10 protein-coding genes are annotated in these 20,207 nt (G+C 72.9%); 5 read left to right on the top strand and 5 right to left on the bottom strand.

The window, feature by feature from the left end:
- Positions 1-2,884, bottom strand: a 2,884-nt coding sequence (locus tag ABZ374_RS13665) for a beta-ketoacyl synthase N-terminal-like domain-containing protein (RefSeq protein WP_360310362.1), incomplete at its 3' end; no start/stop codon positions are given.
- Positions 2,885-2,937: 53 nt separating this feature from the next.
- Positions 2,938-10,110, bottom strand: a complete 7,173-nt coding sequence (locus tag ABZ374_RS13660; RefSeq protein ID WP_360310360.1) for an SDR family NAD(P)-dependent oxidoreductase — start codon at positions 10,108-10,110, stop codon at positions 2,938-2,940.
- Between the two features lie 499 nt (positions 10,111-10,609).
- Here ABZ374_RS13660 and ABZ374_RS13655 point away from each other — a divergent pair, with 499 nt between their 5' ends.
- Complete coding sequence (locus ABZ374_RS13655) at positions 10,610-11,497, top strand: LysR family transcriptional regulator (RefSeq protein ID WP_360310358.1); 888 nt, start codon at positions 10,610-10,612, stop codon at positions 11,495-11,497.
- 32 nt (positions 11,498-11,529) lie between these two features.
- On the opposite strand, the gene ABZ374_RS13650 is transcribed toward ABZ374_RS13655, so the two are convergent.
- Entirely contained in the window at positions 11,530-13,320 is a 1,791-nt protein-coding gene (locus ABZ374_RS13650) for a glycoside hydrolase family 35 protein (RefSeq protein ID WP_360310356.1), read from the bottom strand.
- 351 nt (positions 13,321-13,671) lie between these two features.
- On the opposite strand from ABZ374_RS13650, the gene ABZ374_RS13645 reads away from it, so the two are divergent.
- The 4 genes from ABZ374_RS13645 to ABZ374_RS13630 all read left to right on the top strand — a co-directional run bounded on the left by ABZ374_RS13645 (position 13,672) and on the right by ABZ374_RS13630 (position 17,910).
- The gene (locus ABZ374_RS13645) at positions 13,672-15,084 is read left to right on the top strand and encodes a sugar ABC transporter substrate-binding protein (RefSeq protein WP_360310354.1); all 1,413 of its coding nucleotides are present in this window, start codon (positions 13,672-13,674) and stop codon (positions 15,082-15,084) included.
- 135 nt (positions 15,085-15,219) lie between these two features.
- On the top strand, positions 15,220-16,134 hold the full coding sequence (locus tag ABZ374_RS13640) for a sugar ABC transporter permease (RefSeq protein ID WP_360310352.1): 915 nt from the start codon (positions 15,220-15,222) through the stop codon (positions 16,132-16,134).
- Positions 16,131-17,045 carry a carbohydrate ABC transporter permease gene (locus ABZ374_RS13635; protein WP_360310350.1) on the top strand — a complete coding sequence of 305 codons (915 nt, stop codon included), beginning with the start codon at positions 16,131-16,133 and terminating at the stop codon, positions 17,043-17,045. Before ABZ374_RS13640 ends, ABZ374_RS13635 begins: the two co-directional genes overlap by 4 nt.
- Positions 17,046-17,091: 46 nt before the next feature.
- On the top strand, positions 17,092-17,910 hold the full coding sequence (locus ABZ374_RS13630) for an AraC family transcriptional regulator (protein WP_360310348.1): 819 nt from the start codon (positions 17,092-17,094) through the stop codon (positions 17,908-17,910).
- Here the strand turns inward: ABZ374_RS13630 and ABZ374_RS13625 are convergent.
- Together ABZ374_RS13625 and ABZ374_RS13620 are read right to left on the bottom strand one after the other, a co-directional pair.
- Entirely contained in the window at positions 17,901-18,371 is a 471-nt protein-coding gene (locus tag ABZ374_RS13625) for a hypothetical protein (protein ID WP_360310346.1), read from the bottom strand. The genes ABZ374_RS13630 and ABZ374_RS13625 overlap by 10 nt on opposite strands.
- Positions 18,372-18,769: 398 nt before the next feature.
- Complete coding sequence (locus ABZ374_RS13620) at positions 18,770-20,011, bottom strand: hypothetical protein (RefSeq protein WP_360310344.1); 1,242 nt, start codon at positions 20,009-20,011, stop codon at positions 18,770-18,772.
- Positions 20,012-20,207 lie beyond the last annotated feature (196 nt).

The raw sequence follows: 20,207 nt of genomic DNA, 5'->3' as shown, positions 1-20,207 counted from the left end.
CGGTCGAGTGGTTCGTGGACGGATCCGTGCTCGCGGGGCCGGTCGAGTGGTTCGTGGACGGATCCGTGCTCGCGGGGCCGGTCGAGTGGTTCGTGGACGGATCCGTGCTCGCGGGGCCGGTCGAGTGGTTCGTGGGCGCATGCGTGCCTGCCCGGTCGGTCACCTCGATCGCGGACGTACGTGGGTCCGTCGGCCCGGCCGGGTCGATTGCCGTCCCTTCCACCCACAGCGCCGCCGTGGCGCGACGGAAGCCCGCCAGGCCCGGCCGCAGCGTCGAGTGCGCGGCGACGGCCAGCGCGTCGCAGCCGCGCAGCGTGTCGTGCACGAAGCCGACCAGGCTGCCCGCACCCGGCTGGACGAACACCCGCACACCCTGCGCGTACAGCTCCTCGATCAACTCCCGGAACCGGACCGGCTCCAGAAGATGACGCACGGTCAATTCGCGGACGGCTGCCGCTTTTGTCGGATAGGGCGCGATGCCGGTCGCCGACCACACCGGCATCCGAGGTTCCCGCAGCGGGAGTTGCTCGAACGCGTCGGCGACCTGCCCGAGGTAGGGCGCCCACATCGGGGTGTGGAATCCGGAGCGGAACGGCAGCTCGCCACCCACGACGCACTCCCGGCGCAACCGGCCCAGCACTTCGGAGACCGCTTCGGCCGGACCGCACAACACGCTCTGGTTCGGGCAGTTGTCGTGTGAGACCACCACCGAGTCGGCGCCGACGAGATGGCGTCGGGCGACCGCCACCCCGCAGCCCACCGCCGCATAGACCAGGTCCGGAACGGCCAGCGAATCCGGCCTCAGCGAGGACAGGAAGCCGTCCACCGCAGCGCGCGGGTACATCCCGGCCACCACCATCGCGGTCCACTCGCCCATGCTGTGCCCGGCCAGCAGATCGGGGACCAGACCGGCACGTTCCCACTCGGCCGCCAGGAAGCGGCCCGCCGTCAGCGCGTCCACCGCACGGCCGACCAGGTCCTCGGCGCCGGTCAGCTCGGGTCGGGGCCGGCCGCACGCGTCGGCCAGGTCGTCCAGCCGCGGTGAGATCTCCGGCTCCAGACCGGGAAACAGGAACGCGACCCGGCCGGGATTCGGCGTGTACGGGCCCAGCAACGGGCGCGGGGTGAACCAGATCTCGGCCCGGCCGCGCCACGGCACACCGCGCTCGACCGCACGCGCGGCCAACGCGAGCCGCTTCCGCGTCGGATTCGCGACCGCGAGCCGACACGGCCCGGTGCCGGGCGGCACCGGCGCCGCCCGGCCGGCCGCAACCTCGGCAAGCATCCGACCCAACTCGGCCACCGACCCGGCCGCCAGCGTCAACACGTCGGACTCGACCCCCCGGCCCGACTCGGCGGTCGGCCCGACCCCACGCCCCGACTCGGCGGACCGCGTGACCGCCCGGGCCGATCCGGCAGGCGGTATGACCGTCCGGGCCGACTCGATCGCCGGCGCGAGTGCGCGGGCCGGTTCGGCCGGCAGTGCGACCGCCGTTCCCGTGGGCGGCTGTTCGAGTACGGCGTGGGCGTTGACGCCGCCGAAGCCGAACGCGTTGATCGCCGCGAGCCGGCTGCCCGCCGGGTTGACCGGCCAGGACTCGGCGTGGTCCTGCGGACGCATCCGGGTGCCGGTGAAGGCCGGATGCGGGTTCCGCACGTGCAGGGTCGGCGGGAGCGTGCGGTGATGCAGGGCGAGGGTGGCCTTGATCAGGCCCGCCATTCCGGAGGCCTGCATGGTGTGGCCGATGTTGGACTTGACCGTGCCCAGCGCGACATCGGCCGGGCTGTTGCCCGAGCGTGGCCCGAAGACCTTGCCCAGCGTGGTCAGTTCCGCCTCGTCGCCGACCGGCGTGCCGGTCCCGTGCGCCTCCAGCAGACCCAGCAGGCCGGGTACGGTCGGATCCAACTCGGCTACCCGCCAAGCCTGTTCCAGCGCCCTGACCTGTCCGTCGACCAGCGGGCTGAGCAGACTCGCCGCCCGGCCGTCACTGGAGACCCCGACAGCACGGACCACCGCGTACACCCGGTCGCCGTCGCGTTCGGCGTCGGCGAACCGCTTGAGCAACACCGCACCGGTGCCCTCGGAGATCAGCGTGCCGTCCGCCGCCCGGTCGAACGGCCGGATCCGCTCGCTCGCACTGAGCGCGCGCAACTGGGTGAACACGCTCCACAACGTCGCGATGTGGCAGTGGTGCACGGCGCCCGCGAGCACCGCGTCGCAGCGTCCGGAACGCAACTCGGCGGCGGCCTGGTCCAGCGCGAGCAGCGAGGTCGCGCAGGCCGCGTCCAGGGTGTAGGCCGGGCCGCCCAGGTCGAGCCGATTGGCGATCCGGGACGCGGTGAAGCTCGGCACCAGGCCGATCGAAGCTTCGGGCCGCTCGGGGCCGAGCGAGTCCTGGAATGCCGCCCGGATCGCGGTCAACCTGGCCCGGCCCAGCTCGGGCGCCAACTCGGCCAACAGCGCGGTGAGTTGATGCGCGGTGCGGACCCGTTGGTCGAGCCGGGCGGTGGCCACGCCCATGTAGCCGCCGCGACCGAAGATCACCCCGACTCGGGACCGGTCCGGCAGCCGGGCCTCGCCGCCCGCGTCGGCGATCGCCTCGGCGCCCGCCCGCAGCGCGAGCAGTTGGTCCGGTTCGGCGCCGGCGACCACGGCGGGCATGATGCCGAAGCGCACCGGGTCGAACGTGGCCAGGTCGTCCACGAAGCCGCCGCGCCGGCAGTAGAACCGGTCGCTGCGGGCGGGCTCGCCGGCCGTGCCCGGCGCGTAGTAGAGCGCCGGGTCCCAGCGATTCGCCGGCACCTCGGTGATCGCGTCGCCGCCGGACTCGATCAACCGCCAGAAGCCGCCCGGGTCGGCCGCGCCCGGGAAGATCGCACCCATCCCGACGATCGCCGCATCGTCGGGCCGAGGCCCGCGCCCCCCGATCCGGGCGCTCATCCGGACACCGACCCGCGCTCCGACTCCCACATCGACTCGTGCGTCGATCCGGGCGTCGGGGTCTGCGCCGACTCGGAGGCCGGCAGGCATACGTAGACGGCCTGTTCGTCCCGGCCCGAGATCAGTTCGTCGAGCAGTGCCCGGACGCCGTGCTCGGGGTCGATCAATGCGATGCCGCGTCGGCCGTACTCGCGGGCCAACTCCGGTGTGACCATGCCGCCGCCGCTTGCCGCCCAGGGACCCCAGTCGATGGTCAGTACCCGCTCCGCGACCGGCGCGATGGTGTCCTCGGACCCCGACGACCAGTGCCGACCCAACGTGGCCAGCGCGTCGTTGGCGGCGGCGTAGTCGGTCTGTCCCCGATTGCCGTACACCCCCGCGACGCTGCCGAACATGACCAGGAACGCCGGTGGTGCCAACGTCGGCCGCAGCGTGCGCAGAGCGGCCACCAGCGCCCGTGCCCCGGTCACCTTGGTGGCGAATACCTGCCAGCAGGACTCGGCGGTCTTGTCCGCGAGCAGCCGATCGGCCAGTACACCGGCGCCGTGCACGATCCCGTCCAGCCTGCCGTGTCGCTCGGCGATCCCGGTCAGGGTCCGGCGGACCGCGTCGGCGTCGGTGACATCGGCGACGTGCAGCCGGACCGACGCCGCGTGTTCGGCCAACTCGGCGAGTGTCGCCCGGACTTGGCGGCGACCGAGTACCCGGGTCAGCTCGGCCTCGATCCGGGCCGGCTCGCGCATCCCGGTCGCGATCAACGCGGCCCGGAGCGTGGGGACGTCGGTCGCCTCGGCGAGCGCGGCGGGCTCCGGGTCGCCGTCGTCACCGGTACGACCGAGCAACTCGATGTGGCACCCGGTGGCACGGGCCAGGCCGATGGCGGCCCGGGCGGTGATGCCGCGTGCCCCACCGGTCAGCAGTACCACGGCGTCCGGCCCGATCCGCTCGCGCAATCGGGCGTCCCGGTCGGCGGGCGACAGGTCCGGGAGCGGCACCGGGCGGGTGCGCAGGGTCAGCCGACGGTCGCCGGACAGGCCGAGCAGCACCGGCGCATCGGGCTCGGGCCGGCCTGCGGTGCGGACCAGTTCGGCCAGGAGCCGCCGGGCGATGCGGGCCGGTTCCTCCTTGGGATCCACGTCCACTACGCGCAGCACCCGGTCCGGATACTCCAGGGCGGCGGACCGGGCGAACCCGGCCAGGCCCGCGCCCGGCACCGGATCGGGCCCGGCGGCGGCCGGCGCCCGGCCGAAGTGGCCGCCGCCGGGGGTGCCGAGGAACACCTGCCGTACGCCGCCCACCAGCGCGTCCCGCAGCAGCGCGAAGGCGTCCGGGAGGATCGGGTCCGGGCCGTCGGCGAGTGCGGCCAGGTGCACCAGCGTGTCGACCTGCGACCACGCCGGGTCCGGCCGATCGTCCCCCGGTTCGGCCCGGTCCCGGGCGTGCGTCTCGACCACGACGCCGTGCGGCGCGAGCAGGTCGGCCAGCGCCCAGGCGATTCCGCCGCCGTCCTCGACCAGGACCACCCGGCGACCACGCAACGCCTCGCCGATGGGTGGGTCGGATTCGCCCGCGGGCACCGGGTCGTCGATCGGAACACACTCGACCAGATGCCGCGTGGGCCGGTCGGCAACCGGCTCGATCGGCGGCTCCGGCACGACCTGTTCGCCCGAGCCGGCCCCCGAACCCGAGCCGGAACCCAGGACCGGCCCCGAGCCGGAACCCGAGTCCGAGTCCGAGTCCGAGTCCGACCCGGAACCGAAACCCGAGCCCAAGTCCGACCCCGAGCCCGGCCCCGAGCCGGAACCGGAGCCGGGCTCCGAGCCCGCCCCCGCGTCGACCGCCAGCACCCCGGCCACGATCGCGTCGATCGTCTTGACCTTCGCCAGCCGCTCGATCACCGTCTCGTCGGCGTCCCCCGCCGCACCGAGCACCCCCGACTCCCCGACTGCCCCCGTCAGCCGCAGCCGCAAGGCCAGTTCGCCGATGATTTCGGTGCGCTTGATCGAGTCGACGGACAGATCCGCCTCCAGATCCAGCGCCGGATCGAGCATGTCCTCGGGATAACCGGTCCGTGTACCCACGATGTCGAGGACCACGGCCAACACGTGCTCGCGGGTGAGCGGCCCACCCGGCTCCTCGACCGGGACGACCGCCGCGACGGCCCCGGGCCCGGCCACAGCACCCGCCCCGGCCACCGAAGTCGCCCCCGTCACGGAACCCGGCCCCACCCCGAGCGAAACTCCCGCCGCCACCGCCCCGGGCGCAACAACCGGCGCCTCCGGCACCCCGCCCGGCACGCCCAGGTAGCCCAGCAGTACTTCGCGCTGGGCGGCGACCGCGGCCCGGGCGCCGGCCAGGTATTCGAGCAACACCGCGTCCCGCGCGTCCCCGGCCGGCGCCCCAGCCGCACCCGCCGAGCCGGCGGTCGACAGGGCGGCCACCGGGGTCGCCGGATGCAGCCCGCCCGCCACCGGCCTGCCGTCGGCGGTACGCACCAGGTGGCCGTCCACGGTCCAGGCCGGGCGGGTGCCCGGCTCGACGTCCACCGGCCGTACCCGACCGGCCAGGCCGCCCGCGACCCGCACCGGCACGCCGGCGACCGCGAGTTCGGCCAGTGCGGTGAGCAGCCGGCGCACCCCGTCCTCGCCCGGCACGTCGCAGGCCACCGCGGTGTGCGGCCGGTCGCCCAGGATCGTCCGGACCATGCCGGTCAGCGCCCGACCCGGCCCTGCCTCGACGAAGATCCGCACGCCCGCCGCGTACATCGCCTCGATCTGCTCGGCGAAGCGCACCGGCTCGGCCACCTGCCGGGCGATCAACGCGCGCACCTCGGCGGCCGCGTCCGGATAGCGCTCGGCGGTGGCGTTGGACCACACCGGGATCCTGGGCACCCGCACGTCCAGGTCGGCGACGGCGGCCGTGAGGGTGTCGGCCGCCGCCGCGACCACGGGGCTGTGGAACGCGCACGCCACCGGCAGTCGGCGTGCGGACAGCCCGGCCGCCGCCAGTGCCGCGATCGCCGCCGCCAGGGCCGCCTCGGGGCCCGATACGACGGTCTGCGTCGGCGTGTTGCGATTGGCGAGTACGACGCCGCCGATGCCGGCCAGCAGTTCGGCCACCCGGTCCGCGCCGGCCGGTACCGCCGCCATCGCGCCCGGTTCGCTGCCGGCGGCGGCCAGCACCGCGGCCGCCCGCACCTCGCCGAGCCGAGCCAGGTCCCGGGTGGCCAACACGCCCGCCGACCACAGCGCGGCCAACTCGCCGTAGCTGTGCCCGGCGACCTGGTCCGGCCACACCCCGAACCGGTCGAGCAGCCGGGTCAGCGCGACGGCGGCCACCCCGAGCGCGGGCTGCGCGCGGCGGGTGTCGGTGATCCGGGCCGCCTGCTCGGCCCGGGCCTCGGTGCCGAACGCGGCCGGCGGGAACATGGCCCGCACACACTCCGGGTCGATGTCCCGCAGCCCGTCGCACAGTTCGGGGAAACGGGCGAACAGATCGGCGAGCATCCCGGGCCGCTGACTGCCCTGTCCGGGATACAGGAACGCCACCTGCCCGCCCACCTCCGCCCCCCGGTGGAAGATCTCGCCGGCGGGATCGACCGCACCCGCCCGGGCCAGCGTCAGCTTGATCCGCAGATCGGCGTGATCGCTCGCGACGAAGGCGACCCAGACCGGGACTTCGTCGGCGCCTTCCCCGGCGGCGAGCGCCGCCAGGCCGCGCAGCGGCAGGTCCTCGGCCGCGTCCAGCCGGTCGGCGACCCGGTCCAGCGCCGCGTGCGCCGCCGCACGGTCCGCGCCCCGGAAGCAGAACAACTCGGCCGGCCACGCGGCGTCCGCGCCCCCCGGCCCGCCCACCCCGGACAGCTCCGAACCGGCCAGCACGGCGTGGAAATTGGTGCCGCCGAACCCGAACGCACTCACCCCCGCGATGCGTTCGGTGATCGGCGTGGGCCACGGCCGGGCCCGGTCGTCGAACACGAACGGCCCCGGGTCCGACGGTCGGCGCAGATGCAGGGTCGGCGGGCGCACCCCGAAGTGCACCGCGAGCGCGGCCTTGGCCAGGCCGGCCAGGCCCGCCGCACACTTGGTGTGCCCGATCTGGGATTTCACCGAGCCCACCGCACAGTCGCCGGGGGTCGCGCCGTGCTCGGTGAACACCGCGGTGAGGGTGTCCAGTTCGGCCCGGTCGCCGACCACCGTGCCGGTACCGTGCGCCTCGACCAGGCCGACCCGGGCCGGCGATACGCCCGCCGCCCGATACGCGCGTTCCAGCGCCCGCCGCTGGCCCTCGGGGCGCGGCGCGGTCAACCCGAGCGAACGGCCGTCGCTGGACCCGCCGACGCCCTTGACCACCGCGTACACCCGATCGCCGTCGCGCTCGGCGTCCGCCAGTCGCTTGAGCAGCACACACACCGCGCCCTCGCCCAGCGCGATCCCGTCCGCGTCCGCGTCGAACGTGGCGCAACGCCCGGTCGGCGACAGGGCGCGCACCGAGGAGAACATCAGGAAGTCGTTGATCCCGTTGTGCGTGTCCACGCCGCCGCACAACACCAGATCGCTGGAGCCGGTGTTCAACTCCTTGCAGGCCAGGTCCAGCGCGGCCAGCGAGGCCGCACACGCGGCGTCCACGGTGTAGTTGACCCCGCCCAGATCGAGCCGGTTGGCGATCCGGCCGGCGATCACGTTGGCCAGCACGCCGGGAAAGGAGTCCTCGGTGGGGGTCGGCAGTTGCCGGTCCAGATCGGCGGGAAGCGCACCGTAGTAGCCCGGGAACAACGCGCGGAAGCCGTACGCGCCGGCCAGGTCCGCGCCCGCCTCGGCGCCGAAGATCACCGAGGTGCGCTCCCGGGCGAAGGCCCGACCCGGTCCGTAGCCGGCATCCGCCAGCGCCCCCGACGCGACGTGCAGCGCGAGCAGTTGGGCCGGATCGATCGCCGCCAGCGAGGCGGGCGGGATCCCGTACCCGGTGGCGTCGAATCCGATCGCGGGCACGAACCCGCCCCACTTGGACGGCGTGCGCCCGGGCGGGACCGCGCCGGGGGCGGCACCGCGAACCGAGCCGCGAGCGGTCGCGCCCGGGTCGGCGTCGGCCGCGAAGTAGCGGTCCACGTCCCAGCGGTCGTGCGGCACCTCGGTCACCGCGTCGACGCCGGCCAGGATGTTGCGCCAGTAACCGGCCAGATCCGGTGCGCCCGGCAGGACACAGGCCATGCCCACGATGGCGACATCCTGCGGTCCGGCCGCAACGGGTCGGGCCGGCCCGCCCAGCTCGCGCACCCTGCGGGCCAGCCACGCGGCCGCCTCGATGGTGACCTCGCGGTGCAGTGTGGCGACATCGGTCGGCGCGGACCGCAACACCGCGGCCTGGCCCAGCATGAACATCCCGTCCCGGCGCTGCGCGTCCGCGTCCACCTCGACCAGGGCGTCGCCCTCGCGCCGCAGCCCCTTGCCGGCGATCCGCAACCGACCGAGGTTGAGCTGCTCCAACTCGGCCCAGACCTGCCGGGACGGCAGGCCACGCGCCTCCAGATCGCGCCGGGCGGCCTCGAACGCGGCCACGAACGGCGTGCCCGCACAGCGGGTGGCATGCCCGGGCGCGGTCTGCACGAGCGCGGTCGAGGCACACTCGACCGCCGCCGCCTGGAAGCCGGGCACGATCGCGCCGCTGTCCACCGCCTCGCGGGTGAACAGGTACGCGGTCCCCATCAACACGCCCACCGACGCACCGCGATCGACCAGGGGCGCCGCCGCGGCGGCCACCATCGCGGCCGAGCGCGCGTCGTGGATCCCACCCGCGAACAACAGGTCCAACTCGCCCGCGTCCGTGTGTCGTTCGGCGAAGGTCAGCAATTCGTCGAGCTGTGCCTCCCACAGCGGGAAACTCGCGCGCGGCCCGACATGGCCACCACATTCGGTGCCCTCGAAGACGAACCGCCGGGCGCCCTCCCGCAGGAACTGGGTCAACAAACCGGGGGAGGGCACATGCAGATAGGTACGGATCCCGGCGGCCTCCAACGGCGCCGCCCGATCCGGCCGACCACCCGCGATCAGCGCGTACGGCGGGCGCGCCGCGAGCACCGCGGCCAGTTGCTCCTCGCGCAGCTCGGGCGGCGCGAAGTCGAGCAGGCCCACCCCCCACGGCAGGTCGCCGAGCAGCGCGGCGGTCTCGCCGAGCAGCGCGCCCACCTGCGGGCCGCGCAGCAGCGACAACGCCAGGAACGGCAACCCGCCCTCCCGGGCCACCGCGTGCGCGAACGCGGCCCGGTCGCTCACCCGCGTCATCGGCCCCTGCGCCGGCCGCGGCCCCACTCCGTGCCGGGCGGCCGAGGCCACCTGGTCCACGATCGCCTCGCGCACCGCGCGCAACACCCGACCGGCGGTGCCGTACCGGTCCGCGAGCCGGGCGGCCGACGCGCCGTCCTGGCCGACCGGCAACAACTCGCGGTGCAGCCCGCTCGCACCCAGTGCGGCGCCGAGGTCGGCGGCCTGCTCGGCCAGTTCCGCGATCGGCAGGTCGGGCCGCCGGTAGACCCGATGCCCGCGGAGCACGACCGTCTCGCTGCCGTCCATCGCCCGCACGGCCGCTGCGACGTCGGCGGGCAGGGTGCTCTCCGCGACCAGGGCCAGTTGGGTGTCCAGCAGCACGCCGGCGGCACCGCCCGCGACCGCCGCGGCGGCGGTGTGCGGACCGATGCCACCGGCCGCCCAGACCGGCACCGGAACACTCTCGTCCGCGAGCAACTGCTGAAGCAGTACGAAGGTGGTCAACTCGCCGCATCGACCACCGCTCTCCGCGCCGCGCGCGACCACTCCCGCAGCCCCGGCGGCGACCGCCGCACGGGCCTGCTCGACGCAGGTGACCTCGACCAGGACCCGCCGCCCCGGCCCGGCGGCGGCGAGGGGCCACGGCGCGTCCGGCGCCAGGAGCACCACCCGCACCCGGGAGGGCAACTCGTCCGGACTCAGCGGACAACCCACCGGCACCCGAACACCGAAGGACGACAAGGCGGATGCCTCGGTCAACGCGTCGAGCGCCGCGTCGCGCTCGCGGCCGAGGTCGAGCACCCCGAGCGCGCCGGCCCGATGCGCGGCGATCACGAGTCGGGCGTTGGGACGACCCAGCGGGCTCACTGCGAGGACCTGATCGCGACGCGGGGACTGCGACGTCATGGGGGAGTGCCTCCATCCGGGAAACCGTGCGGCGGGACGAACGGTGCGGTGCGAAGGGCGCGCGAAGGCGATACCGGGCGCCACGCTTTCGGGAACTTCGGTTCCGGGCACGAGAAATCGCCGCATCGATGCCGATGTCGGGACGTATCCAAGTCAGGAATTGTCAAACGCTCGAAAGCGGTGCGAAATCGGAATATCGCCCGCAGCCGAATCACTGCGCCGTATAGTCGGTTTCGGGCATCGAGGTGTCAACGACGAACCGGTCGCGGGCCCGCCGCGCGAAAGCTCCGGCGAAAATCCCCCGGGGCCGCTCTGCCCAGTCGGCACACGGCCCGATCGGCCCCGGATCACGGCCGGCGCGACGCCGAACCTTGCCCGCACGGCATATACCGATGCCCGCGTGATCCGCCCGAGTGGAGCGATCCCCCGGGCGCCGGCGGTGAATTACCCGTTTTATGACCCTGCCGGCATGGGTGGCGTGACCGTTATGGTGCGGCGCGTGACCCTCCAGCAGCTCCGCTACCTCGTCGCCGTCGCCAACTTCGGCACCATGACCGCCGCCGCGGAAGCCCTCTACGTCGCCCAGTCCGCCCTGTCCCGGGCGCTCAAGGCCCTCGAACACGAGCTGGACGCCGAGCTGTTCGTCCGCGAGGGCCGGACGGTGGGACTGACCGCCGAGGGCTCCCGGGTGGTGCGGATCGCCCGTACCGTGCTGGACGCCGTCGGCGCGATCGAGGACATCGGCCGGGTGGCCGGCCCGGTCACCGAGCCCCCACTGACCGTGGCCACCACCGCCACCCTCGCGATCGGCCATGTCGCCCGGATGGTCTCGATGTTCGCCGCCGAGCACCCGGAGGCGCCGATCGAGGTGACCCGGTACGACGGGCGCGGGGGAGTGCTCAACGCGGTCCGCGCGGGCACCGCCGCGATCGGGGTGGCCGACGCGCCCGGGCCCGGCGACCTGCGCACCTACCGGCTCGCCGCGGCGGAGGTGGTGCTCGTGTCGCCACTCGACACCCGGCTGCCCGACCCGGTGCCGTGGTCCGCGCTGGACGGCCTGCGGATGGTGCTGCCCAGACGCGGTACCGAGCGCCGCTCCCAGTTCGAGGCGATGTTCGCCGAGATGGGCGTCCGACCGATCGCCGGCTGCGAACACGACGACCGGGTCAACTGGGTCGCCGGGGTCCTCAACGGCGAGGGATCGCTGCTGTGGTACCGCGACGTGGCACAGGACGTCTTCGGCGAATCCGCCTGCATCCGCTCCCTCGACCCGCCCCTGCGCCGCGGCATCATTCTGCTCTGCCGAGAAGACGCCCGAGAGCGCTCCGCCCGCCTGTTCATCGACCTCGCCCGCCGGCACGGCGTCAGTGAACCGGACGCCGACTGACGCGCGCCGCGCCGCAGGACGCCGGACCGGGCCTAGTCGATCATCGGCGCCGCGGCCGGCTCGCCCAGGTCGGGCGTGTCCGTGAACGTCACCTGCGCCCCGCCGGGACCGTGCAGTTCCAGCACCGTCACCGTATTCGTCCCCGCCCGCAGCAGCGGTCCCGGGACATACAGGGTGCGCTGCGGCCCCTTCGACCAGTAGCGGCCGAGCAGGAAGCCGTTGACCCAGACCAGGCCCTTGGTCCAGCCGTCCAGCCGGACGAAGGTGTCGCCGACCGTCTCCACCTCGAACGTGCCCGAGCGCAACACCGGTACACCCGCCGGGATCGGCCCGGAGGCGTCCGGCAGCACCGGTCCGTCCGGGGCGTCCAGCGGCAGCGGGTACATCTGCCAGCCGAACAGGTGCTGCCGCTCCAGCCGCACCCCCCGGGTGATGCCCTTGCGGTCGTGCAGCCCGGGGCCGTAGTTGACCCGCCCGCAGTTCTCCACCAGCAGGTCCAGCCGCGCACCGCCCGCGGGAATGGCCAACTCGCAGGAGGGTGAGCCGCCTTCGCTGCGGTCCAGCACCGCGACCGGCACCCCGTCCAGGAACACCTGGGCCCGGTCGGCCAGTCCGTCCACGTGCAACGGCGCCGCCTCGCGCGGACCGCTGATCCAGGTCCGGTAGAGCACGAAGCCGTACGCCTGGTCGAGTTCCTCCATGGTGAGCGTGCCGGGCGAGTACACCGGCGCGGACAGGTCCTCGACGTGCGCGAGCAGCGCCGCCGCCGAGGGCAGGGCGACCTCGCCGAGCTTGATCCGCGCCGGCAGCGCCGGCGGCGGTTCGACCGGCAGCGGCGCGTAGCGGCCGATCACCTCGCGGAAGGCCCAATACTTGTCGGTGAGTTCGCCCGCCTCGCCGATCGCCGCGTCGTAGTCGTAGCTGGTCACCGTCGGCTGATAGACGCCGTCCTGCTCGTTGGCGCCGTTCATCAGACCGAAGTTGGTGCCGCCGTGCGCCATGTACAGGTTCACCGAACCGCCGGCCGCGAGCATGTCCTCCAACACCGCCGCCGCGTCCGCCGCGTCCCGTACGTGGTGCGGATCGCGCCAGTGGTCGAACCAGCCGTTCCAGAACTCCATGCACACCGGCGGCCCGTCCGGCGACCAGCGACGCAACGTCGCGAACGCCTCGTCGGCGCGCGAGCCGAAGTTCACCGTCGGCAACACGCCGGCCACGGTGCCGCCCTGGAGCATCGGCTCGGTGGGCCCGTCGGAGGTGAACAGCAGCCCGTTCGCGCCGCGCCGGCGCAGCCCCTCGACCAGGTGCCGCAGATACGCGACGTCGTTGCCGTAGCTGCCGTACTCGTTCTCCACCTGGAGCGCGATCACCGGCCCGCCGTGCTCCGCGAGCAGCGGCTCGACCAGCGGCATCACCGCGTCGAGATAGCGGTCCACGGCGGCCAGGAACGGCGGGTGGGCACAGCGCAGCCGCATCCCCGGGTCCTTGAGCAGCCACGCGGGCAGGCCGCCGAACTCCCACTCGGCGCAGATGTAGGGGCCCGGCCGAACGATCGCCTTGAGCCCGTGGCGCTCGGCCGCGCGCAGGAACGCGACCAGGTCCTTGCCGCCGCTGAAGTCGAAGCGGCCCGGTGTCGGTTCGTGCACGTTCCAGGCGACGTAGGTCTCGACCGTGTTCAGACCCAGGCCGCGCAACCGGGCCAGCCGGTCGTCCCACTGCGCGGGATGCACGCGGAAGTAGTGCAGGGCACCGGAGAGCATGCGAAACGGCCTGCCGTCGAGGGTGAAGCCGTCTCGACTCGGGACGAGGCTGGGGGTGGTCAAGACGCTCCTCGGGCAGATCCGTGCGGTGGGTCCGGATCATCGTGCCCGACCCGCGCGACTCGAACATGCACTCTTCTGAGCGGCATCGTGGACTTTTCTACACCCGGTGACCCATGGTTCCAACGCTCTCACCTGGATGGATACTCTCTGGTTCACGCCCCTTGCCATTCGGTGACCAGACACTTGGACTTTTCTTGCGGATCACCTCGACAAAACCATGATCCGCCCGGCAACCCGTTGACGCTTTGTCGGGCAGGGCACATGATCGGCGGCCAGACAGCCTCCTCTGCCTTCCGACCACCTGCCGGGCTCCGTCGAGCCCTGCCCATTTCCCGAAGGGACGGCCACCTCATGTGGGGTAGCACCCGTGCTTCGCGCCCCTCGCCGCGCGCCGCTTCGCGTTTCTCGCGCCGAGGCCGCCGGACGGCCCGCCACGCCGCCGTCGCGGTCACGCTCGCGGCCCTGACCGCGCTCACCGCCTGCGGCTCCGACTCGGACTCCGGCAGCGACAAGACCGACAAGGCGGCACAGGGCGACAAGACGCCCGGGGGCCAGGGCGGCGGCACCGCCCAGCTCGACTTCTGGGGATGGAACCCGGCCTACGAGAAGGCCGTGACCGCGTTCAACGCCGCGCACCCCGACATCCACGTCAACTACAACAAGGTCGAGCCGGGCTCCAAGGGCGGCTACGCCAAGATGCTCGCCGCGGTGAAGGCGAACAACGCCCCGTGCCTGGCCCAGATGGGCTACGAGACCCTGCCCAGCTTCCTGGTCGAGGGCGCGCTCCAGGACGTGGACAAGGAGGCCGCCGGGGTCAAGTCCAAGTACTCGGCCGGCGCCTGGTCGCAGATGAGCGTCGCGGGCAAGACCTACGGCATCCCGGTGGACACCGGCCCGGTCGCGATGTTCTACCGCACCGACATTTTTGCCAGGAACGGCCTCACCCCGCCCAAGACCTGGGACGAGTTCGCCCAGCAGGCGGACAAGGTGCACGCGGCCGACCCGGCGGTGTCCTACTCGGCGTTCGGCGGCAACGACCCGTGGTGGTACGCGGGCATGGCCTGGCAGAACGGCGGCAGTTGGTTCAAGCCCGAGGGCGACACCTGGAAGGTCTCGCTGACCGAGCCGGGCACCCAAAAGGTCACCCAGTACTGGCAACAACTCCTGGATAGGAAGGTCGTCTCCGCCGACCCGACCTCCACTCCCGACTGGTACAAGCGCATGAGTGACGGCAGCGTTGCCAGCTACGTCGGCCCGGTCTGGTTCACCGCGCTGCTGGAGGAGAACAACAAGGACGCGGCGGGCAAGTGGGCGGTGGCGCCGATGCCGCAGTGGGAGGCGAACGGCAAGGCCACCGGCAACATCGGCGGCTCCGGCACGGCGGTGCTCAAGGGCTGCAAGAACACCAAGGCCGCGGTCACCTTCGCGGACTGGATGAGCAGCGACACCGGGAGCCTGACCACCCTGGTCAAGGACGCGGGCATCTACCCGGCGGCCACGGCCGGGGCGAGCCTGGAGGCGATGCAGCAGCCCTCCGCGTACTTCGGCAACGCGAAGATCTACGACATCTTCAAGGAGTCCGCCGCGCAGGCCCCGACCGGCTGGCAGTGGGGACCCACGATGACCCAGGTCTCCGCCGACCTGACCGACCGGATGGGCAAGGCCGGCGCCGGCAACGGCAAGCTCGCCGACGCGCTGACCGGCGTCCAGGGCACCACGATCAAGGCCATCCAGGACAAGGGCCTGAAGGCCGCCGCGGGCTGACCCGCCGTCACCACCCCGACGCCGCCGGCAGTTCGTACCGTGTCCCGCCGTCCGCGCGTCACCCGCGCGGGACGGCGGGCACGCCGCCGTCGGCCCACCCGTCCCCCACTCGTTCCATCCACCGGGAGCCCGCCCTTGAGCGCACCGATCCCGCGGCGCAAGCGCCGGCGGTCCGCGCCCCTGATGTTCCTTGCGCCGTTCGGCGTGCTGTTCGCCGCGATGTACGCCGTCCCCGTCGGCTACGCGATCGTCGAGAGCCTGCACAAGATGCAACGCTCCGGCCTGGGCCTGACCCCGCCCAAGCGGGTGTACGCGGGATTCGAGAACTACACCAAGGCGCTGCACGACGACGCCCTGTGGCACGGCGTGGGCCGCGTGCTGCTGTTCGGCGTGATCCAGGTGCCGGTGATGCTCGGCCTCGCACTGGTGCTCGCCCTGCTCCTGGACGCGAAGTCGGCCCGACTCAAGGGCTTCTTCCGCACCGCCTACTTCCTGCCCTACGCGATCCCCGGCGTGGTCGCCACCATCTTGTGGGCCTTCCTCTACATGCCGCGCTCCAGCCCCGTGGTGAGCATGCTGGACGCGGTCGGCCTGCCGTCCGACTTCCTCGGCGAGGACGCGGTGTTGTGGTCGATCGCGAACGTGGTCACCTGGACCTGGACCGGCTACAACATGCTGGTCATCTACTCCGCGCTCCAGGCGATCCCGCAGGAGCTCTACGAGGCCGCCGAGTTGGACGGTTGCGGCCCGTGGCGCACGGCGTGGCGGATCAAGGTGCCGCTGGTCGCCCCGGCGATCGCGCTGACCACCGTGTTCTCGGTGATCGGCACCCTCCAGCTCTACACCGAACCACGCGTGTTGCGACCGCTGACCTCGTCGCTGGACGCGGACTACACCCCGATCATGTCCGCGTACCACAAGGCCGTGGAGAACAACGACTACGGTCAGGGCGCCGCGATCTCGGTGCTGCTCGCGCTGGGCACCTGCGTGTTGTCCTTCGCGGTCCTCAAGCTCTCCGCCCGGCTCACGAACGGCAGGTCCTCGCTGTGACGACGCTGACCACCCCGCCCGCGAGCCCGGTCCGCGAGCAGGCCCCGCCGCGTGCGCGCAAGGTGGGCAAGGGCCGCACCACGCCGATGCGTTCGCAGGTGCTGACCACCTCGTTCCTGTTCCTGGTGGCCACCTACTTCCTGATGCCGGTGTGGTGGCTGCTGGTCTCCTCGACCAAGTCCTCCAGCGACCTGTTCGGCAGCAACGGCTTCTGGTTCGCCGACTGGAACCTGGGCGCCAACCTGCGCCAACTCTTCGACCAGGACGGCGGCATCTTCCTGCGCTGGGTGTTCAACTCGGTGCTGTACGCGGTCGGCGGCGGCGTGGTCGCCACCTTCCTGGCCGCGATGGCCGGCTACGCGCTGGCCAAGTACCGCTTCCGCGGCCGGGGCGCGATCTTCTCGGTGATCCTGGGCGCGGTGCTCATCCCCACTCCCATGCTCGCGCTGCCGATCTACCTGATGCTCTCCAAGGTGCACCTGGTCGACACGATCTGGGCGGTCCTGCTGCCCGCGGCGGTCAGCCCGTTCGGCGTCTTCCTGGCCAAGACCTACGCCGAGGCGTCGGTGCCGGACGAACTGATCGAGGCGGCCCGGCTGGACGGCGCGAGCGAGTTCCGGATCTTTTGCACCATCGGCCTGCGGATCATGTCGCCCGCGCTGGTGACCATCTTCCTGTTCCAACTGGTCGCGGTCTGGAACAACTTCTTCCTGCCGCTGATCACCCTCAACAACCAGCACCTGTGGCCGGTCACGCTGGGCCTGAACGCGTGGAACAGCGACCCCAACCAGCCGCACGCCAACCTGGTCGTGGTCGGCGCACTGGTCTCGGTGATCCCGCTGGTCGCCGCGTTCTGGTCGCTCCAACGGTTCTGGCGCACCGACCTGGTCGCGGGCGGGGTGAAGGCGTGAACAACCGCTGCGCAGCCGGCGCCCGCCGCCGTACGATCGGCGCACCATGATCTTCGCGCGCTATCTCACGCCCGCAAAGGAGCACCAGGCCCTCGGCCTGGTGTGCCTGGGCGTGGGCTGGCAACAGGTCAACGCGATGTTGTTCGAGGGCCGGGTGCTGGGCTGCTACCAACTCACCCTGATCACCGGCGGATCGGGCTGGTTCCGCTCCGGCAACCGGCACGCGCCGCGAATCCCGGTCCAGGCGCCCGCCGCCTTCCTGCTCTTCCCCGGCGAGTACCACGCGTACAGCCCGGACCCGACCGGCTGGCGCGAGCACTGGGTGCTGTTCGAGGGGCCGACCGCGGCGGCGTACGAGGACCTGGGCTTCCTGGACCGGGCCGAGCCGGTGATGTCGCTCGGCGGGGTCCGGCCGCTGCGCCAGGGCTTCGACCGGCTGCTGACCGCGGTGGAACCGGGCGCGCCCAATCGCGAGGTGGTCACCTCGGCGATCGTGCACCAGTTGATCATCGACCTGAAGACGATCCGGGTCGACGAGGACGGCTCGCGCGTGGTCCGCTACTTCGACGAGCACGCCACCGAGCCGCTCACCGTCGGCGAACACGCCCGCCGGCTGGGTCTGGACGAGGCGGGCCTGCGCGGCGAGATGCAGCGCGCGACCGGCACCACCCCCAAGGAGTACATCGTGCGCACCCGGCTGTCCCGGGCCAAGCGCCTGCTCCTGTCCACCGACCAGTCCATCCACGAGGTGGCCCGCAACGTCGGCTACGACGACCCCGCCTACTTCGCCCGACTGTTCTCCCGCCGGGTCCAGCAGTCGCCGACGGAGTTCCGGCGCACCGGGCAGACCCCCGGTCAGGCCTGAGGCGGGTCGATGTGCCGCGGCGCCTCGGGGGCGCCCAGCAGGCTGCCCAGCGGCTCCTCCTCGGCCAGGAACGCGCCGATGGTGATCGCGAAGACCACCACCGCGCAGGCCGCGACCAGCCACGACATCAGGGTCAACATCAGCCCGAGCGGGCCGAACTCGGCCACGCTGCGGGCCACCGCCCTGGGCATCACCAGATGTGAGCCGTACTGCATGCCGATCGTGCCCAGCGCGGCCGACAGCGAGCCGGGCAGCAGCGGCCACCAGCCGATCCGACCCTCCGGCAACAGGTGCTGAGTCCACCACCACAGCAGCACCGAGGCGACGAACAGGACGACCACGCCGAGCCGGGGCCCGGCGCCGAAGCCGTTGTGCAACTGCGCCTGGAACAGCAGCGCGACCAGCCACACCGACGACCCCAACAACCGGCGCCCGATCAGTCGGGGGCTGAAGCCGACCACCCGCACGAACCACGCGCCGGCACAACCGTTGCAGCGACCGGGCCACCCGGCCCGCCATCGACAGGGTGAACACCGCACTGGCCGCACCGGTTTGCCGGCGCAGATGCTCGCCCGCGTCGTGGACCCGGGAGACCTCGTCCAGCGTGCCGGCGGGCAGGCCCAGGATCGCGCGCAGCGAGTCGAGCAATTCGTCGCGCAGCACCCGGGGGGCGAACGCGGCGAACACGAACAGCGCCGGGACACCGGCGAGGAACACCTTCGCTGCCGACATGGTGGCCGCCTCGACGCTGTCGACCACCAGGAACCGGGTGGTCAACCGACCCACGAACGCCATCACCGGCATGTCCTCGACCCGGCCGCGCAGTCGGGTCACCGCCCCCTGGGACGGGGCCGCACACTCACCGATCGACCCCGGCCGGCTCGGGGGTTCCGGCCGCCGCCACGACCTCCAGGACCGCCACGACGGCCAGCACCACCAACAGGACCAGCAGCACCGCGGGCACCGTCGGATGGTTCCACCAGGCCAGCCACACCCCGCCGAGCAGGCCCACCACGGCGTAGATCGGGCCCCGCCGCGCGGCCACGAAGCGGCCCGCCGACCCGGTGCCCAGACCGGTCCGGGCCAGCGCGCCGCCCGCCGCGTCCGGACCGGCCGCCAGCACCCGCCGAACGGCCGCGGCCCGCCGCGCCGGGCCGACCACGAAGGCGGCGATCGCGACCGCGGCGGCGATGATCGCCAGGGTGCGGGTGGTCTCGCGCAGGAACCGCACCAGCGCGTCGAAGGTCGCCGCCGCCGCGTCCCGGGAGATCTCCGACGGCAACCGGTCCAGGTAGTACCGGCGCGCGACGGCCAGCCCGATCGCGAGCACGAGCAGGGCGAGCAGGGTGCCCAGGGCCGTCCACATGATCACCCGACGACGTCGGGGCGCGACGCACACACCCACCACGAAGAGCAGCGCCACCACGATCGGCAGCCAGGTGCCCGCGGCGTTCAGGAACCGGAACGCGTCCTGACCCTTGCGCAACCCCTCGCGGTGCAGCAGGACGAACCGTTGGTCGGTACTCGGGATGTTGGTCGCGATCGAGAAGCCCCGGTCCACCAGGCCCTGCCGGACCCGGTCGATCGTCGGACCCAGATCCAGCACCACCTCGCCGCCGGACGAGGTGACCGCGCCGTCGTCCTCGCCCTCCAGCGCGCGCAACGCGGACGCGTGGGCCAGGCGGAGCGCGTCGCGCCACACGACGTCGAACGCGTCGCTCGCGACGAAGGCGAGGGCGGCCTGGTTCACCACGCCGTGCAACAGGTTCCGAATCGATCCGGTGACCGGCCCCGACGCGTCGTTCGGATCCAGGCCCAGGGCCTCGCGCAGCGCGTCGCTCAACCCGCCCACGTCCACCGCCTGCACGGCGGCCTCGGCCACCCGATCGGCGACCTCGGCCTGGACGTCCGGGTTCGAGGACAGCGGCGCCAGCGTGGCGACGAAACGATCGGTGTCGCCGATCTCGTCGTCCGCCCACGAGGCCGCCACCGCGACCGGGGTGAGTACGCAGGCCAGGGCCAGGAACAGGCAGGCCAGGGCGAGCCGCAACCGGTGCCGGCCCCTCGTCCGTTCGCCCGATTCGGATGCTGCCTGGGACATCGCTGCAGTCCTCCCCGCTCGTGACCAGGTGTCCCGGGGCGGGTTCCATCAAAACCGCGTATCTACTCGTCTTTAGAAAAAGGTGCAAAATAGGACAAGCTGTGCCAAGGTGCGAGAAGGCCGACTCGCAAGGTCGCGGGCACCCGCGACGGCAGGCAATCGGCACGAGGCATAACCTTCCCGGCCGTCCGGGCCG

The organism is Embleya sp. NPDC005971 (assembly GCF_040629175.1).
Taxonomy (GTDB): domain Bacteria; phylum Actinomycetota; class Actinomycetes; order Streptomycetales; family Streptomycetaceae; genus Embleya.
Note: the sequence above shows the minus strand (reverse complement) of the source record. Positions and strands in the feature narration are given on the sequence as shown.